Source organism: Roseomonas sp. CAU 1739, from assembly GCF_039839775.1.
Lineage (GTDB): Bacteria > Pseudomonadota > Alphaproteobacteria > Acetobacterales > Acetobacteraceae > Neoroseomonas.
Window position 1 is genome coordinate 1 of record NZ_JBDOQQ010000017.1, and the last position, 13191, is coordinate 13191.

Consider the following 13191-nt stretch of genomic DNA (forward strand, 5'->3'; position numbering starts at 1 on the left):
CGCCGCCGCCACCGGCTCGCGCGCCACCGCCACCGCCACCGCCGCCGGCGGCCCGTGCGCCGCCACCACCGCCGCCGCGCCCCTGGAACTGGCCCTGCCGGCTGGCGGAGCCGCGCTGTGCCGCCGCACGGTCGCGCCCGCCATCGCCCATGCCCTGGAAGCCTTGCGGCTGGCGCGCGGGTCTCTGCGCCGGGCGGGCCTGCGGGCGTCCGCTCGGGCTCTGGCTGATCGCGGGGCGCTGCGCCGCGCCACCGGGCCCGCCCGCACCACCAGGGCGGCCAGCACCGCCGATGCCACCAGCACCGCCCGCACCACCAGGGCGACCAGCACCGCCGATGCCGCCCGGACCGCCAGCACCGCCGGGACGATCGGCCCCACCAATGCCACCCGGGCCGCCGGGCCGGCCGGCACCGCCAATACCGCCCGGACCGCCGGGGCGATCAGGACCACCTATGCCACCTGGGCCGCCCGGGCGGCCGGCACCACCGATGCCGCCAGGACCGCCCGCACCGCCGGGCCCACCAATGCCACCCGCCCCACCGGGACGCCCGGCACCGCCAATGCCACCCGGGCCACCGACACCACCGGCCCCGCCCGGGCCGCCGCGGCCGCCGATACCCTCGCCACGCTGCGCCTGGTCCACCCGGCCGCGCATCTGGTCGCGCGCCTGGGCGCGGTTCGCGCCATCGCCTCCCGGGCGGTTCGCGCCCACCTGGTTGCGGACCCGGTCGTTGGAATAGGCCACGCCGCCCCGGTGCGTGGTGTCATGCGACCAGTTGTTGCCGCTGATCTGGTTCCGGTTGGCGTTGATGTTGTTGTAGCGGTTGGCATTGACGTTGATGTTGCCGCCGCCCCAGTTGGCGCTGCCCCAGCCCCACAGCGAACCGACGATCGCGGCGCCGCCGGCGAAGGCCATGCCGGTCAGCAGCGCGCTGCCCAGGCCCCAGCCGACCGGCGGCGGGTAGTAGGCCGGCGGACTCTGCGGATAGGGCCAGCTGCCGTAGACGACGTTCGGATCATAGGCCGGCACATAGACGGTGTCCGGCTGGGTCGGCGCGATGGTGATGACCTGCGGCGGCGGCGCCACCACCGCGGCCGGCGCACCCGCGGCCGGCGGCGGCACGTTGACCGTCTGCGTCACGTTCACCGTCTGCTGCGGGCCCGATTGCAGCGTGCCGGCCGCCTGGGCGCGGCTGCGCAGCACCTGGATGGAATTCATCACATCCTGCTGCTGCGCCAGCACCGCGTCGCCCAGCTGCTGCGTCCAGTCGAGCTGGTCGTTCATCATCGTCAGCACGTCGGGGAAGGGCACCAGCGACTTGATCGAAGGATCCCAGGATTGCGCGACCAGCGCCTGCGCCAGCGCATCGCCGCGCAGCGCGGCGTTCTGCCCCTGCCCGAGCCAACGCTTCGCCTGCACGATCTCCAGCGGATAGGTCGAGGCCATCAGCATCTGCACCAGCAGGTCGTCGGGATACAACGCGATAGGCGCGAGCAGCTGCTCGAGTTGCGCCTGGGTCAGGCTGTCCTGCTGGGGCGCCGTCGCCACCGCCCGCGGCGTGACAGCGGGCGCGGCCTGGCCCAGCGCGACACGCGGCGGTGCCGCCATCACGGCCAGCATCGCCAGAGCCCCGGCGAGCAGGGCACTCGACCCCAGCAAGCCATGCCGCCGGCTTTCGCGGCGCGAAGGCCACCCACACAGAGCCATGCCATTCCTCCCTCGCCGGCGCCAACGCGCCGGACCTTCGCCAAGCCTACGCCGGACCATGTGCGCCAGACAGCATGCTTTTCGCGGCCGCCTCACCCATAATGGTGCGTGGCGGACAGGCGCGTGACGTCAACTCGTAGCGGAGAGGGGAGGGTGCCGGCATGATCTGCGTCAACCGCAACGGCGCGAGGCGGGGCTTGTCGGCCGCGCCGCCGCGACAGGCGTGAAGCCTGCCGTTTCCGTGCTGGCCGGCGCGGCGATGCTGCTGTGGCCGGCTCTGCTGAATGGCTATCCGCTGGTGTTTAGCGATACCGGCGGCTTCCTGCACCAGACTCTCGGGCCGCTGATGCTGTGGGACAAGCCCTGGGTGTATGGGCCGTTGCTGCATCTGTTCCATTGGCGGGTGACGCTGTGGCTGCCGCTGGTCGCGCAGGGGCTTGTCGTGTCGTACCTGCTGTGGCTGGTGCAGCGCGTGCTGCGAGGCGCCGCGTCGCCGGGGTTGCACCTGCTGGCCTGCCTGGTGGCCGTCACGCTGACCACGGCCCCCTTCACCGTCGCGATGCTGATGCCGGACCTGTTCGCGCCGGTGGTGGTGCTGGCGCTGTTCCTTCTCGGGCCGGGGCGGGATGCGCTGGGGTTCGCCGAGACAGGCTGGCTGGTGCTGCTCGCGACCGTTGCTATCGCCGCGCATCTGTCGCACCTGCCGATCGCCGCGGCGATGGTGGTGCTGGCGTTGCTGGCCGGGCTGCCGCGCCGCCGCGCGGTCGCCGACGCGGCGTGGGTGGCGCTGCCGCTCGGCGCCGCGGTGGCGTTGCTGCTGGCCACCAACGCGGTGGGGCATGGCCGCGCCGCGGTGTCGCCGCATGGCGCCACCTTCATGCTGGCGCGGCTGCAGGCGGATGGACCGGCGGCCGCGGTGATCCGCGCGCGCTGCCCCGACGCGGGCTGGTATCTGTGTGCCTTCGCCGACCGGCTGCCGATGGATGCCAATGACTTCCTGTGGCAGGCCGACAGCCCGGTGAACCGCGACGCACAAGGGCGGCCGCGCTTCCTGGGCGGCGCGCTGATCTCGGCCGAGGCCGGCGAGATCGTCGCCGAGACGTTGCGCGCCCATCCGGTCGCGGTCATCGGCGCAGTGCTGCGCAACACGTGGCGCCAACTGCTCACGGCCGGCATCGGCGATACGCTGGGGCCGGAGAACCTCGCCACCGCCTTGCGGCCGCGCATCGCCGAGGGCTTCCCGCCCGGTGAACTGGCCGCTTTCGATGCCGGCCTGCAGGCGCAGGGAGGTCTGGCCGGATCAGTCGCCTGGTTGGCACCGGTGCATGTCGCGGCGCTGTTGCTGGCGCTGCCGCTGCTTGGCCTGGCCGGGTTGCGGGCCTGGCGGGCGGGTAACGCGCGCGCGCTTGCCTTCCTCGCCTTCATCGTGGTGGGGGTGGCGGCGAATGCCGCGGCGACGGGCGGTCTGTCCGGCGTGTTCCCACGATACCAGGCGCGCATCGCCTGGCTGCTGCCGGTAGCCGCGGTGCTTCTGCACGCGTCGCTGCCGAGGAGACGCGTGTGATCCCGATCCTTGCCATCCTTGCCGGTGCCGCGCTGTTCCTGTGGCCGGCGCTGCTGAACGGCTATCCGCTGGTGTTCATCGACAGCGTCTCCTATCTCGGCCAGACGCTGTTCCCCGAATGGCCGTGGGACAAGACGCCGGTCTATGGCGCCTTCCTGCACCTGTTCCATTGGGGTTGGTCGCTGTGGCCGCCGGTTCTGGCGCAGGTTGTCATCCTGTCGCACCTGCTGTGGCTGACCCAGCGTGCGATGCGCGGCGAGGCGACGGTCGCCGGCCATCTGCTGCTGTGCGGCGGGCTGGCGGTGTTGACCTCGGCGCCATGGTTCGCGGTAACGCTGATGCCGGATGTCTTCGCCGGCATCGCGCCGCTGTGCCTGCTGCTGCTGGGCTTCGCCCGGGACCGGCTGACGCTGGCCGAGGCGGTGTGGCTGGTGCTGCTCGGCGCGGTCGCGGTGGCGGCGCATCTGTCGCATCTGCCGACGGCACTGGCGCTGGTGGTGTTCATCGGCATCGCGGCGCGCGGCGTCGTGCCGGCTCTGCGGGCGGCACTGCCGGTCGCGATCGCCATGGGCGGACTGGTGGCGGTCAATGCCTGGGCGACCGGCCGGCCGACCCTGTCACCGAACGGCGCGGTGTTCCTGCTCGCGCGGCTGCAGGCCGATGGACCGGCAGCGGCGACCATCCGCGCCCATTGCCCGCGCGCCGGCTGGCACCTTTGCGGCTTCGTCGATCGCCTGCCGATGGATAGCGACACCTTCCTGTGGGACGCACAGTCGCCCCCCAACCGCACCTTGGCGGGGCAGCCAATCCCGATGGGCGGGATGCGCCTCGCCCCCGAGGCCCAGGACATCATAGCGGCGACGCTGCGCGAGCATCCGCTGGAGGTCGCCCAGGCGATGGCGCGCAACACGCTGATGCAGGCGCGGATGTTCGAGGTCGGCGACACGCTGGGCAACCGGCATCTCGCCGCATCGGCCCGCCGGGCGGTGGCGCGGCTGCCGGCATCGGAACTGGAAGCCTTCGACGACGCGGCGCAGATGCGTGGCGAATTGCCGATGATGGCGCAGTCCTTGCTTGCGCCGCAGGTGCCGGTGGTCCTGGCCTGCCTGGCACTTGTGCTGGTGGCGCTGCTGCGCGCGGCGTGGCGGCGCGACCGGGCCGTGGCAGGCATGCTGCTGGGGATGCTGGTTGCGATCGCGGTGAATGCCTTCGCCACCGGGGCGCTGTCGCTGCCGGCGGACCGGTACCAGGCGCGGATCATCTGGCTGCTGCCGCTGGCGGCGGCACTCGGTCTCGCGCCACGTTTCGGTGCGGGCCTGACTGACACCGAGCGGGTTCGTGCCAGGATGAACACATGGCAGACATCCTCCTCATCCTCCCCATCTTCCTGATTGCCGGCCTGGTGAAGGGCGTGGCCGGCTTCGGCCTGCCGACGATCAGCATCGCGCTGCTGGCACTGTTCCGCCCGCTGCCGGAGGCGATGGCGCTGATGCTGGTGCCGTCCTTGGTCACCAATGTCTGGCAGGCGGTCGCGGGCGGCACGCTGCGGCAGGTGGCACCGCGGATCGGCGTGTTCCTGGCGTGTTCGGCGGCGGCGGCCTTCCTGGCGGCGGGGCAGCTGGCGCGGGCGGATGCGGTGCTGCTGTCGGGACTGCTGGGGCTGTGCATGGTGGCGTCGGCCACGCTGGCGCTGGCGGCGCCACAACTGCCGGCACCCGCGGCGGTCACCGAGGTATGGCTGGGGCCGCCGATGGGGATCGCCTCGGGTGCCATCGCCGGGCTGACCGGCAGCTACCTGGTGCCGGCCGCGCCCTGGCTGCAGGCGATCCGGCTGCCGCGGGACCAGTTCGTGCAGGGCTTCGGACTCGGCGTGGTGATGGTGAATGCCGCCATGGCAGCGGGACTGTCGGGGGCCGGATTGCTGCCGGTGGGGCTGGGGCTGGCGTCCTGCATCGGGGTGCTGCCGGCCTTCGTAGGGATGGAGGCCGGGCGGCGGCTACGCGTGCGGCTGGACGAGGCGGCGTTCCGCCGGGTGGTGCAGGTGGCGCTGGGATTGCTCGGCGTGTGGCTCGCCGTGCGGGCGTTCCGGTAGAGCAGGTCCGGGTCAGGCAGGGTCATCTGCGACCGGGTGGCGATGGTCGCCCAGGCAAGGGTCTGGCGCGGATTCCGGGGGCGAGGCACACGGAATCCGCGCCCGCTGCGTCAGCTGGTGGGCGTGCCGCGCTGCTGGCGTTCAATCTCCAGCGCCCGGATCTGCTCGTCGCAGCGCGCCCGTTCGGCCGGGCTGCAGACGCTTCGCAGCGCCTCGATCCGTGCATCGATCCGCAGCATGTCCTCACTGGGCATGGTGCCGCCTCCCGGTGCGACCATGGCGACGGTGATGCTGCTCGGATAGGTTCCGGCGGCACCGGACGCCGCATCGACCGCAATGCCGATCAGGCCGCCAAGCAGGAGATTGGCCGCGGTCATCGCCTGGAAGCCGGGCTGGACGGTTGCGACAGCCTCGGGCAAGCCATCCCGGTTGCACCGGACGGCGATCTCGCGGGAGGATTTGCTGATCCGGACGGTTCCCGGCGTGGGATTTACGACGCCGATGATGTTGTCGGAGCGGCGCAATTCGCAGACGGCGCCAGGTGGCTCAGTGATCACGGTCAGGCTGTGGCTTGTGCCGGTGGTGATGGTCGCGCAGGCGGGCAGACCCAGGCCAAGAATGGCCAGGAGCATGAGACGACGAAGCATTCGCGGTGTTCTCCCGAAGTCCTGCAAGTGCCGCGTTGGCATTCCCGGCGCGTTACACTTGGTCAGGCACGACCATTGAACGGGCTCACGGCGCCGTTATGCAATACTTGGGTCGTTGGTCCGGCGCTTATCGGATGGCCAGCACATTTCCGGGACTGCCGATCCCCCCGCGCAGGTTCAGCGGCGCCGCGGTCATGAAGGCCGTGAAGCGGCCGGTTGCCACTCTGTCCTCGGCCAGCGACTCCAGGTCGAAGAATTCCTCCAGACACAGGCCGAGCCGTGCGATCGCCAGGTGCAGTGTGGCGGACCAGATCGGCCAGCACGCAACGCCCCGCGATGCCGTGGGCCAGCGCCTTGTCGATGCCGTTGCGGCTTGCCGCGCCATGCACGATCGAGGAGAGCGGCGCGTGGTTGTAGAAGCCATGCGTCGGGTCGGCGAAATGCGATAGCCCATCCCATTGCGTGCTGCCCTGCAGCCAGAACCCGTCGAGGCGATCATCGCGGGTGACGCGGCCGGGGTGTTCCTCGGCAACCATCACCGGATGCGGGGCGGCGCGGCGGCGATGCGCGCCATCAAGCGCCAGGCCGAAGGGTTCATCGAGCGGCAGGTTGAAGTTGAAGCGCCGGCCGGTGCGGATTTCCTCCCGCGCCGCGACGACGGTCGCCTCGGTGATCCGGTTCAGCGTGCCGACCTCGTCGTCCGGGCCCCAGACGCCCCAGGACAGCGGCAGGCCGGTCGGATCATCGGTCGGGCGCGGCAGGTCGTCATAGCGGGGCGGTGTGGTCATGGCGGCGATGGCAGCGCCGCCACGGCGCGCGTCACCTGCCGTCGCAGCACGGCGCGCCGGTGAAGGCCGACATGGCATGGCGGCGGACGGCGCTGATCGGCTCCCGCCGCTGCAGCACGCAACTGTCGATGGACGGCAGCGCGTCGCGCCCGGCGATCGAGGAGACATTCGGGCCGAGGTCACGGAGCAGCCCGTCATGCATGCCGTAGATCCAGCCATGCAGGTGCAGGTCGACGCCGCGCGCCCAGGCATTCTCGACGATTGGCGTCGCCGCCACGCGGCGGACCTGCATCTCGATGTTGATCTCGCACAGTTGCTCGAAGCGGTGCGCGTCGTCGGGCATGGCGTCGAACACCGCCCGGTGCTTGCGGAAGAACATCGACAGTGGTTGCAGCCAGTGGTCCACCAGCGCCCCGCGCCGGTCCACCATCGCCCGCTGCACCCCGCCGCAGCCGTAGTGCCCAGCCACGATCACATGCCGCACACCGAGCGTGTCGATCGCGTATTCCAGCACCGAGAGAATGTTGAGGTCGGAGGTGTGCACGACATTGGCGATGTTGCGATGGACGAAGACCTCGCCGGGGTCGAGGCCGAGCACGTCATTGGCGGTCACCCGGCTGTCCGAGCAGCCGATCCAGAGATAGTTAGGCGTCTGCTGTTCCGACTGGCGGCGGAAGAAGGTCGGATCCTCGCGCGTCTTGCGCTCGGCCCATTCCAGATTGCGGTCGAACAGGTGGTCCAAGGTCTCGGTCATGTCATCCCGGGTCCGTACCCCGGCAGCGGGGCGCCGGCGCAAGGTTGGCGCGCCGCCGGCATCCACGACAAGCCCATGGCGCGACGCGGCGATCACGGTCCTGGCGCGCGAGCCGGATATCCCGGTGCGGCGGCATGCGGCTCGTGCGCGCGGCCTGCCGTCGGCGCTGGCGGCGGCGGCCGTGCTGGGGCACATGGTGCAGTCGTGACCATGCATCGGACAATCTGGCGGGGGCCGACCGCTGCCCGCACCCGCAACCCTGGCCGACGGCGCCAGCGTTGGCGTTGTGCCCTGGGGCTGATGGGCCTGCTGGCCGGCCCTGCGGTGGCACAGGACGATATCGTGAGCGTGGTCGGCCAACCCGTCCTGGCGCTGGCGCAGCGACCGGAGTTGACCACCGGGCTGCGCTTCAACAGCGGGGGGCATCGCAGCGCGCTGGCCGCCAGGCTTCGCGACCCCGGCCCGCCAGTGGCGCTGCTGGACGAGAATTACCTGGTTGGCTGGGGCTGCCGGCCGACCGGCTGCGGCACGGGCGGGGTCTTCCTCGCCTACGACCGACGAGATGAGCGCATTTACATGATCCTGACGGATCGCGGCGCGGTGCGCCTGTCGGTGCCGCCCGACCCGCGTGGCTGGCCCGAGGCGCTCCGCCCTGGGCTGGCGGCGTTCGTGCCCGCCCTGGCAGAGGCGATGGGCCCACGATAGATGATTGGGCCTGGCCGTTGGCGGCGCGGGGCTATTCCGCGTTTCGCCCGATAGCGATGCCCCGAGTCCCCGCGGACGCATCGCAGGCCCGCAATGCCCTCGTCCTGGTGGCGATCAGGCCATGAAAAAGGGGAGAGGGCGTCACCGCCTTCCCCCCCATCATGCCGAGACCCACCCAAGCCCGGGTGGGTCCACCAGCGCGTCAGGCTTCCGTTGCCTCGTCGGCCACGTCCTGCTTCGGGCCGCTGTCGAGGCCCTTGGCAGCGACGTTGCGGTCGACCAGTTCGATCACCGCCATCGTCGCGGCGTCGCCATAGCGCACGCCGGCGCGCAGCACGCGGCAATAGCCGCCGGCACGGCCCTTGTAGCGGTCGGCGATCTCGGTGAAGAGCTTCGCCACCACCTTCTCGTCGCGGATCTGCGCCAGCGCCTGGCGGCGCGCATGCAGGCCACCACGCTTGCCGAGCGTGATGATGCGCTCGACATACGGGCGCAGTTCCTTCGCCTTGGGCAGCGTGGTCGTGATCTGCTCGTGCTTCAGCAGCGACGTCGCCATGTTGCGGAACATGGCGAGGCGGTGGGACGAGGTGATGTTGAGCTTACGCCCGGCCATTCCGTGACGCATGGTGGTGTATCCTTACCGAATTGTTCCGCCACCGCGATCCACGCCCCGCCCCTCGCCTTCCAGCGGGGCTGCGCGATCGCAGCGGGAGCCCTCAGAAGGGCTCCTCGACCTTCTTCGCGAGTTCCTCGATGTTCTCGGGCGGCCAACCGGTGACGGTCATGCCAAGGCCGAGGCCCATCGAAGCGAGGACTTCCTTGATCTCGTTCAGCGACTTGCGCCCGAAATTCGGGGTGCGGAGCATTTCCTGCTCGGTCTTCTGAACCAGGTCGCCGATGTAGACGATGTTGTCGTTCTTCAGGCAGTTCGCGCTGCGGACCGACAGTTCCAGCTCGTCCACCTTGCGGAGGAGGTTGCGGTTGAACGGCAGGTCGTCGCGGATCTCTTCCTCGACCCGCGCGCGCGGCTCGTCGAAGTTGATCAGGATCTGCAGCTGTTCCTGCAGGATGCGGGCGGCGACGCCCACGGCATCCTCGGGGGCCAGCGTGCCGTCCGTCTCGACCGTCAGGATCAGCTTGTCGAAGTCGGTGCGCTGGCCGACGCGGGTCGGCTCCACGCGATACGCCACGCGGCGCACCGGGGAATAGATCGCATCGACGGGGATCAGGCCGATCGGCGCATCCTCGGGCCGGTTCTCGGAGGCCGGGACATAGCCCTTACCGATATCGACCGTCAGTTCCATGGACAGCTTCGCGCCATCGTCGAGGGTGCAGAGCACCAGCTCGGGATTCGCGATTTCCATGTCGCCGGTGGTCTGGATCTGCCCGGCGGTGACTTCGCCGGGGCCGGTCGCGGTCAGCGCCAGCCGCTTCGGGCCTTCGCCCTGCATGCGGATGGCCAGCTGCTTCACGTTCAGGACGATGTCCGTCACGTCCTCGCGCACGCCCTGGATGCTGCTGAATTCATGCAGCACGCCGTCGATGCGGATGGCGGTGACGGACGCACCCTGCAGCGACGACAGCAGCACGCGCCGCAGCGCGTTGCCCAGCGTCATGCCGAAGCCGCGTTCCAGCGGCTCCAGCACGACGGTCGCCGTGCGCAGCGGGTCCGTCCCCATTTCGACGGACTTCTGCGTCTCGATCAGCGAACGCCAATTCCTCTCGAGCACGATCACTCTCTCCTTCAGGCAATACCGGCGTGCAGGCGTCGGGCCGCGACCAGGCGCGGCCCCCGGTGACGCGCCCTCGGACGCGTCACCTTGGGCGCGTCCTCAGACGCGACGACGCTTGCGCGGGCGGCAGCCATTGTGCGGGATGGGCGTCACGTCCTTGATAGCGGTGACATAGAAGCCCACCGCCTGCAGGGCGCGCAGCGCCGATTCGCGGCCCGAACCAGGGCCGGACACCATGATTTCCAGCGTTTCCATGCCGTGTTCGCGGGCCTTGCGGCCGGCGTCCTCGGCCGCGACCTGCGCGGCATACGGCGTGGACTTGCGGCTGCCCTTGAAGCCCTGGGAACCGGAGGATGACCAGGCGATCGCGTTGCCCTGGGCATCCGTGATCGTCACGATCGTGTTGTTGAAGGACGCCAGCACATGGGCAACGCCCGAGCTGATGTTCTTCCGTTCCTTGCGCTTCACGGGGCCGCGCGAGGCGCCGGCGCGGGGTTCGCGGGCCATCTTACTTCGTCACCTTCTTCTTGCCGGCGATCGCCACGGCCTTGCCCTTGCGGGTGCGGGCGTTGGTGTGGGTGCGCTGGCCGCGGGTCGGCAGACCCTTGCGGTGGCGCAGACCGCGGTAGCAGCCGAGATCCATCAGCCGCTTGATATTCATCGCCTGTTCACGCCGCAGGTCGCCCTCGACGCGATAATCACGATCGATCATCTCGCGGATGCGCAGGACCTCGTCGTCGGTCAGCTGGTTCACCCGGCGATCGTCGGGGATGCCGAGCTTCGTACAGATATCCTTCGCGTTCGACGGCCCGATGCCGAAGATGTAGCGAAGCGAAATGAGCACCCGCTTGGTGGTCGGGATGTTCACGCCGGCGATGCGCGCCACAGTGCCTCTCCTGGGGCCATGCCCCGAAATTCGCCGAGTGGAGCCGGGAGGCCCCTGCGGCGTCGTGAAAAAGTTCCAGCTGGAACCCAGTTGTGCAACGGTCATCGGCGGCCGGAGTAACCCCCGCCCGCGGGAGGGGGCGATCTAGCCTCGGTCGCCTGTCCCGTCAAGCCTTTCCGGACAGGATGACGCCGATCTGGCGTGCCACCTCGTCCATCGAAGCCATTCCGTCCACGCCACGCAGTTTTCCCTGCGCGTCGTAGTAAGGCAGCAGCGGTGCCGTCTGGCGGTGATACGCCACCAGCCGCGCGGCCACCGTCTCCGCATTGTCGTCGGCGCGGCGGGTGAATTCGGTCCCGCCGCAGACATCGCAGACGCCCGCCTTGGCGGTCGGCTTGAAGATGTCGTGATAGCCCGTCCCGCAGGACGCGCAGGTGAAGCGCCCGGCGATTCGTTCGACCAGCGCGCCGTCATCCACCTTCAGCTCGATCACATGATCGAGTCTGAGGCCCTTGTCGGTCAGCATCCGGTCGAGCGCCGCGGCCTGCGGTTCGGTCCGCGGGAAGCCGTCCAGGATGAAGCCACGGGCGGCGTCCGGGCGGGACACGCGCGCGGCCAGCATGGCGGTGATGACCTCGTCCGGGACGAGCTCGCCGCGTTCCATGATCGCCTTGGCCGTGAGGCCGATCTCGCTGCCCGACTTCACCTCGGCGCGCAGCATGTCGCCGGTCGAGATCTGGGCGATCCCGTACTGGTCCTCCAGGCGCTTGGCCTGCGTCCCCTTCCCCGCCCCCGGCGGGCCCAGCAAAATCAGATTCATCCTTCCCCCTCGTCGCGCTCAGCGTGGGCGCGGCATGCCGCGCCCACCCAGCCTGGCCTTCTTGATCAGGCCTTCGTACTGGTGGGCGAAGAGATGCGACTGCACCTGCGCCACCGTGTCCATGGTGACAGAGACGATGATCAGCAGGGAAGTGCCGCCGAAATAAAACGGCACGCCGTAGTGGCTGATTAGGATCTCGGGGATGATGCAGACGATGCACAGATAGATCGCCCCGATCACCGTCAGCCTGGTCAGCACCCGGTCCAGATAATCCGCGGTGTTCTGCCCCGGGCGGATGCCGGGCACGAAGCCGCCGTACTTCTTCAGGTTGTCCGCCGTCTCGGTCGGGTTGAACACCACGGCGGTGTAGAAGAACGCGAAGAACACGATCAACGCCATGTACAGCGCCATGTACAGCGGCCGCCCATGGGCCACCATGCCGGTGATGGTCTGCAGCCAGCCTTCCTGCGTCGGGTCGGTCGAGAAGCCCGCGATGGTCGCCGGCAGCAGCAGCAGGGAGGAGGCGAAGATCGGCGGGATCACGCCCGCGGTGTTCAGCTTCAGCGGCAGGTGCGTCGCCTCGCCGCTGAACATGCGATTACCGACCTGGCGCTTGGGGTATTGCACGGGGATGCGCCGCTGGGCGCGTTCCATGAACACCACGAAGGCGATGACCGCCAGCGCGACGATCAGGAAGAAGATGATGAAGACGGTCGACAGCGCACCGGTGCGCCCCAGCTCCAGCGTGGTGATCAGGGCATGCGGCAGGTTGGCGACGATGCCGGCGAAGATGATCAGGCTGATGCCGTTGCCGACGCCGCGCGCGGTGATCTGCTCACCCAGCCACATCAGGAACATCGTCCCGCCGACCAGAGTGATGACGCAGGACAGGCGAAAGAACATGCCGGGGTCATAGACTGCCGATCCGAACTGTCCACGCATCGATTCGAGTCCCACCGCGATGCCCCAGGCCTGGAACACGGCGATCAGCACGGTCAGGTAGCGGGTGTACTGGTTGAGCTTCTTGCGCCCCGCCTCGCCTTCCTTCTTCAGCGTCTCCCACGCAGGGATCGCCGCGGTCATCAGCTGCACGATGATGGACGCGCTGATGTAGGGCATGATGTTCAGCGCAAACACGGTCATGCGCCCGAGCGCACCGCCGGTGAACATGTCGAACATGCCGAGAATGCCCGACCCGTGCTGGGCCAGGATCTCACCCATCACCGCGGCATCGACGCCGGGGACGGGGATATAGGTGCCAATGCGGACCACGATCAGCGCACCCAGCGTGAACCAGATGCGCTTCTTGAGTTCGGTCGCCTTGGCGAGCACCCCGAAATTGAGGTTCGACATCGCCTGTTCAGCCGCCGACGCCATACCCATCCTCCTGGAGACCGATCGGCCGGGGCAGTACGCCGGCAGCCGCGACTCGGCCTCTCCGTATAAGCGCACTGCGGCGCACAGGTTCCCCCGCGCGCCGCAGCGAAGATCCGG

Annotated in this window: 15 protein-coding genes; 5 read left to right on the forward strand and 10 right to left on the reverse strand. The window is 69.7% G+C overall.

From position 1 onward, the window contains the following. Window positions 1-1708 (reverse strand): DUF3300 domain-containing protein (locus AAFN86_RS22845; RefSeq protein ID WP_347545871.1); only part of this gene is annotated, 1708 nt, incomplete at its 3' end. 223 nt (window positions 1709-1931) lie between these two features. Between AAFN86_RS22845 and AAFN86_RS22850 the strand changes: the two genes are divergently transcribed. The 3 genes from AAFN86_RS22850 to AAFN86_RS22860 are packed head-to-tail and all read left to right on the forward strand — an operon-like array spanning window position 1932 to window position 5364. Next, window positions 1932-3272, forward strand: a complete 1341-nt coding sequence (locus AAFN86_RS22850; protein WP_347545872.1) for a hypothetical protein — start codon at window positions 1932-1934, stop codon at window positions 3270-3272. Then, window positions 3269-4663, forward strand: coding sequence for a hypothetical protein (locus AAFN86_RS22855; protein WP_347545873.1), 1395 nt, complete (start codon window positions 3269-3271; stop codon window positions 4661-4663). Before AAFN86_RS22850 ends, AAFN86_RS22855 begins: the two co-directional genes overlap by 4 nt. Then, on the forward strand, window positions 4627-5364 hold the full coding sequence (locus AAFN86_RS22860) for a sulfite exporter TauE/SafE family protein (protein ID WP_347545874.1): 738 nt from the start codon (window positions 4627-4629) through the stop codon (window positions 5362-5364). The genes AAFN86_RS22855 and AAFN86_RS22860 overlap by 37 nt, the downstream gene beginning before the upstream one ends. Before the next feature lie 110 nt (window positions 5365-5474). Here AAFN86_RS22860 and AAFN86_RS22865 read toward each other — a convergent pair whose 3' ends face one another. Genes AAFN86_RS22865 through AAFN86_RS22875 form a run of 3 tightly spaced genes read right to left on the reverse strand, consistent with a single transcriptional unit; the run spans window position 5475 to window position 7553 of the window. Then, complete coding sequence (locus tag AAFN86_RS22865) at window positions 5475-6038, reverse strand: hypothetical protein (RefSeq protein WP_347545875.1); 564 nt, start codon at window positions 6036-6038, stop codon at window positions 5475-5477. A 35-nt stretch (window positions 6039-6073) separates the two neighbouring features. Further along, window positions 6074-6799, reverse strand: a complete 726-nt coding sequence (locus tag AAFN86_RS22870) for a hypothetical protein (protein WP_347545876.1) — start codon at window positions 6797-6799, stop codon at window positions 6074-6076. Window positions 6800-6830: 31 nt separating this feature from the next. Further along, a complete protein-coding gene (locus AAFN86_RS22875; protein ID WP_347545877.1) occupies window positions 6831-7553 on the reverse strand; it encodes a carbonic anhydrase in 723 nt (240 codons plus the stop codon). Here AAFN86_RS22875 and AAFN86_RS22880 point away from each other — a divergent pair. Then, a complete protein-coding gene (locus AAFN86_RS22880) occupies window positions 7552-7761 on the forward strand; it encodes a hypothetical protein (RefSeq protein ID WP_347545878.1) in 210 nt (69 codons plus the stop codon). The two genes, AAFN86_RS22875 and AAFN86_RS22880, sit on opposite strands and share 2 nt — an antisense overlap. 134 nt (window positions 7762-7895) lie before the next feature. After that, window positions 7896-8258, forward strand: a complete 363-nt coding sequence (locus AAFN86_RS22885) for a hypothetical protein (protein ID WP_347545879.1) — start codon at window positions 7896-7898, stop codon at window positions 8256-8258. Between the two features lie 202 nt (window positions 8259-8460). Here AAFN86_RS22885 and rplQ read toward each other — a convergent pair whose 3' ends face one another. The 6 genes from rplQ to secY form a co-directional block, all read right to left on the reverse strand. After that, window positions 8461-8883, reverse strand: a complete 423-nt coding sequence (rplQ, locus tag AAFN86_RS22890) for a 50S ribosomal protein L17 (protein WP_347545880.1) — start codon at window positions 8881-8883, stop codon at window positions 8461-8463. 91 nt (window positions 8884-8974) lie between these two features. After that, the gene (locus tag AAFN86_RS22895) at window positions 8975-9991 is read right to left on the reverse strand and encodes a DNA-directed RNA polymerase subunit alpha (protein ID WP_347546016.1); all 1017 of its coding nucleotides are present in this window, start codon (window positions 9989-9991) and stop codon (window positions 8975-8977) included. Between the two features lie 99 nt (window positions 9992-10090). After that, entirely contained in the window at window positions 10091-10498 is a 408-nt protein-coding gene (gene rpsK, locus AAFN86_RS22900) for a 30S ribosomal protein S11 (protein WP_347545881.1), read from the reverse strand. Window position 10499: 1 nt separating this feature from the next. Next, the gene (rpsM, locus tag AAFN86_RS22905; RefSeq protein ID WP_347545882.1) at window positions 10500-10877 is read right to left on the reverse strand and encodes a 30S ribosomal protein S13; all 378 of its coding nucleotides are present in this window, start codon (window positions 10875-10877) and stop codon (window positions 10500-10502) included. Between the two features lie 166 nt (window positions 10878-11043). Further along, window positions 11044-11697, reverse strand: coding sequence for an adenylate kinase (locus AAFN86_RS22910; RefSeq protein WP_347545883.1), 654 nt, complete (start codon window positions 11695-11697; stop codon window positions 11044-11046). Between the two features lie 18 nt (window positions 11698-11715). After that, window positions 11716-13074 carry a preprotein translocase subunit SecY gene (secY, locus tag AAFN86_RS22915; protein WP_347545884.1) on the reverse strand — a complete coding sequence of 453 codons (1359 nt, stop codon included), beginning with the start codon at window positions 13072-13074 and terminating at the stop codon, window positions 11716-11718. Between the last annotated feature and the right edge of the window lie 117 nt (window positions 13075-13191).

Coding starts and splice junctions, on each gene's coding strand:
- AAFN86_RS22860 (WP_347545874.1), top strand. CDS start 4,627: ATGGCAGACATCCTCCTCATCCTCCCCATCTTCCTGATTGCCGGCCTG.
- AAFN86_RS22870 (WP_347545876.1), bottom strand. CDS start 6,799: ATGACCACACCGCCCCGCTATGACGACCTGCCGCGCCCGACCGATGAT.
- AAFN86_RS22880 (WP_347545878.1), top strand. CDS start 7,552: ATGTCATCCCGGGTCCGTACCCCGGCAGCGGGGCGCCGGCGCAAGGTT.
- AAFN86_RS22875 (WP_347545877.1), bottom strand. CDS start 7,553: ATGACCGAGACCTTGGACCACCTGTTCGACCGCAATCTGGAATGGGCC.
- rplQ (WP_347545880.1), bottom strand. CDS start 8,883: ATGCGTCACGGAATGGCCGGGCGTAAGCTCAACATCACCTCGTCCCAC.
- rpsK (WP_347545881.1), bottom strand. CDS start 10,498: ATGGCCCGCGAACCCCGCGCCGGCGCCTCGCGCGGCCCCGTGAAGCGC.
- AAFN86_RS22910 (WP_347545883.1), bottom strand. CDS start 11,697: ATGAATCTGATTTTGCTGGGCCCGCCGGGGGCGGGGAAGGGGACGCAG.
- secY (WP_347545884.1), bottom strand. CDS start 13,074: ATGGCGTCGGCGGCTGAACAGGCGATGTCGAACCTCAATTTCGGGGTG.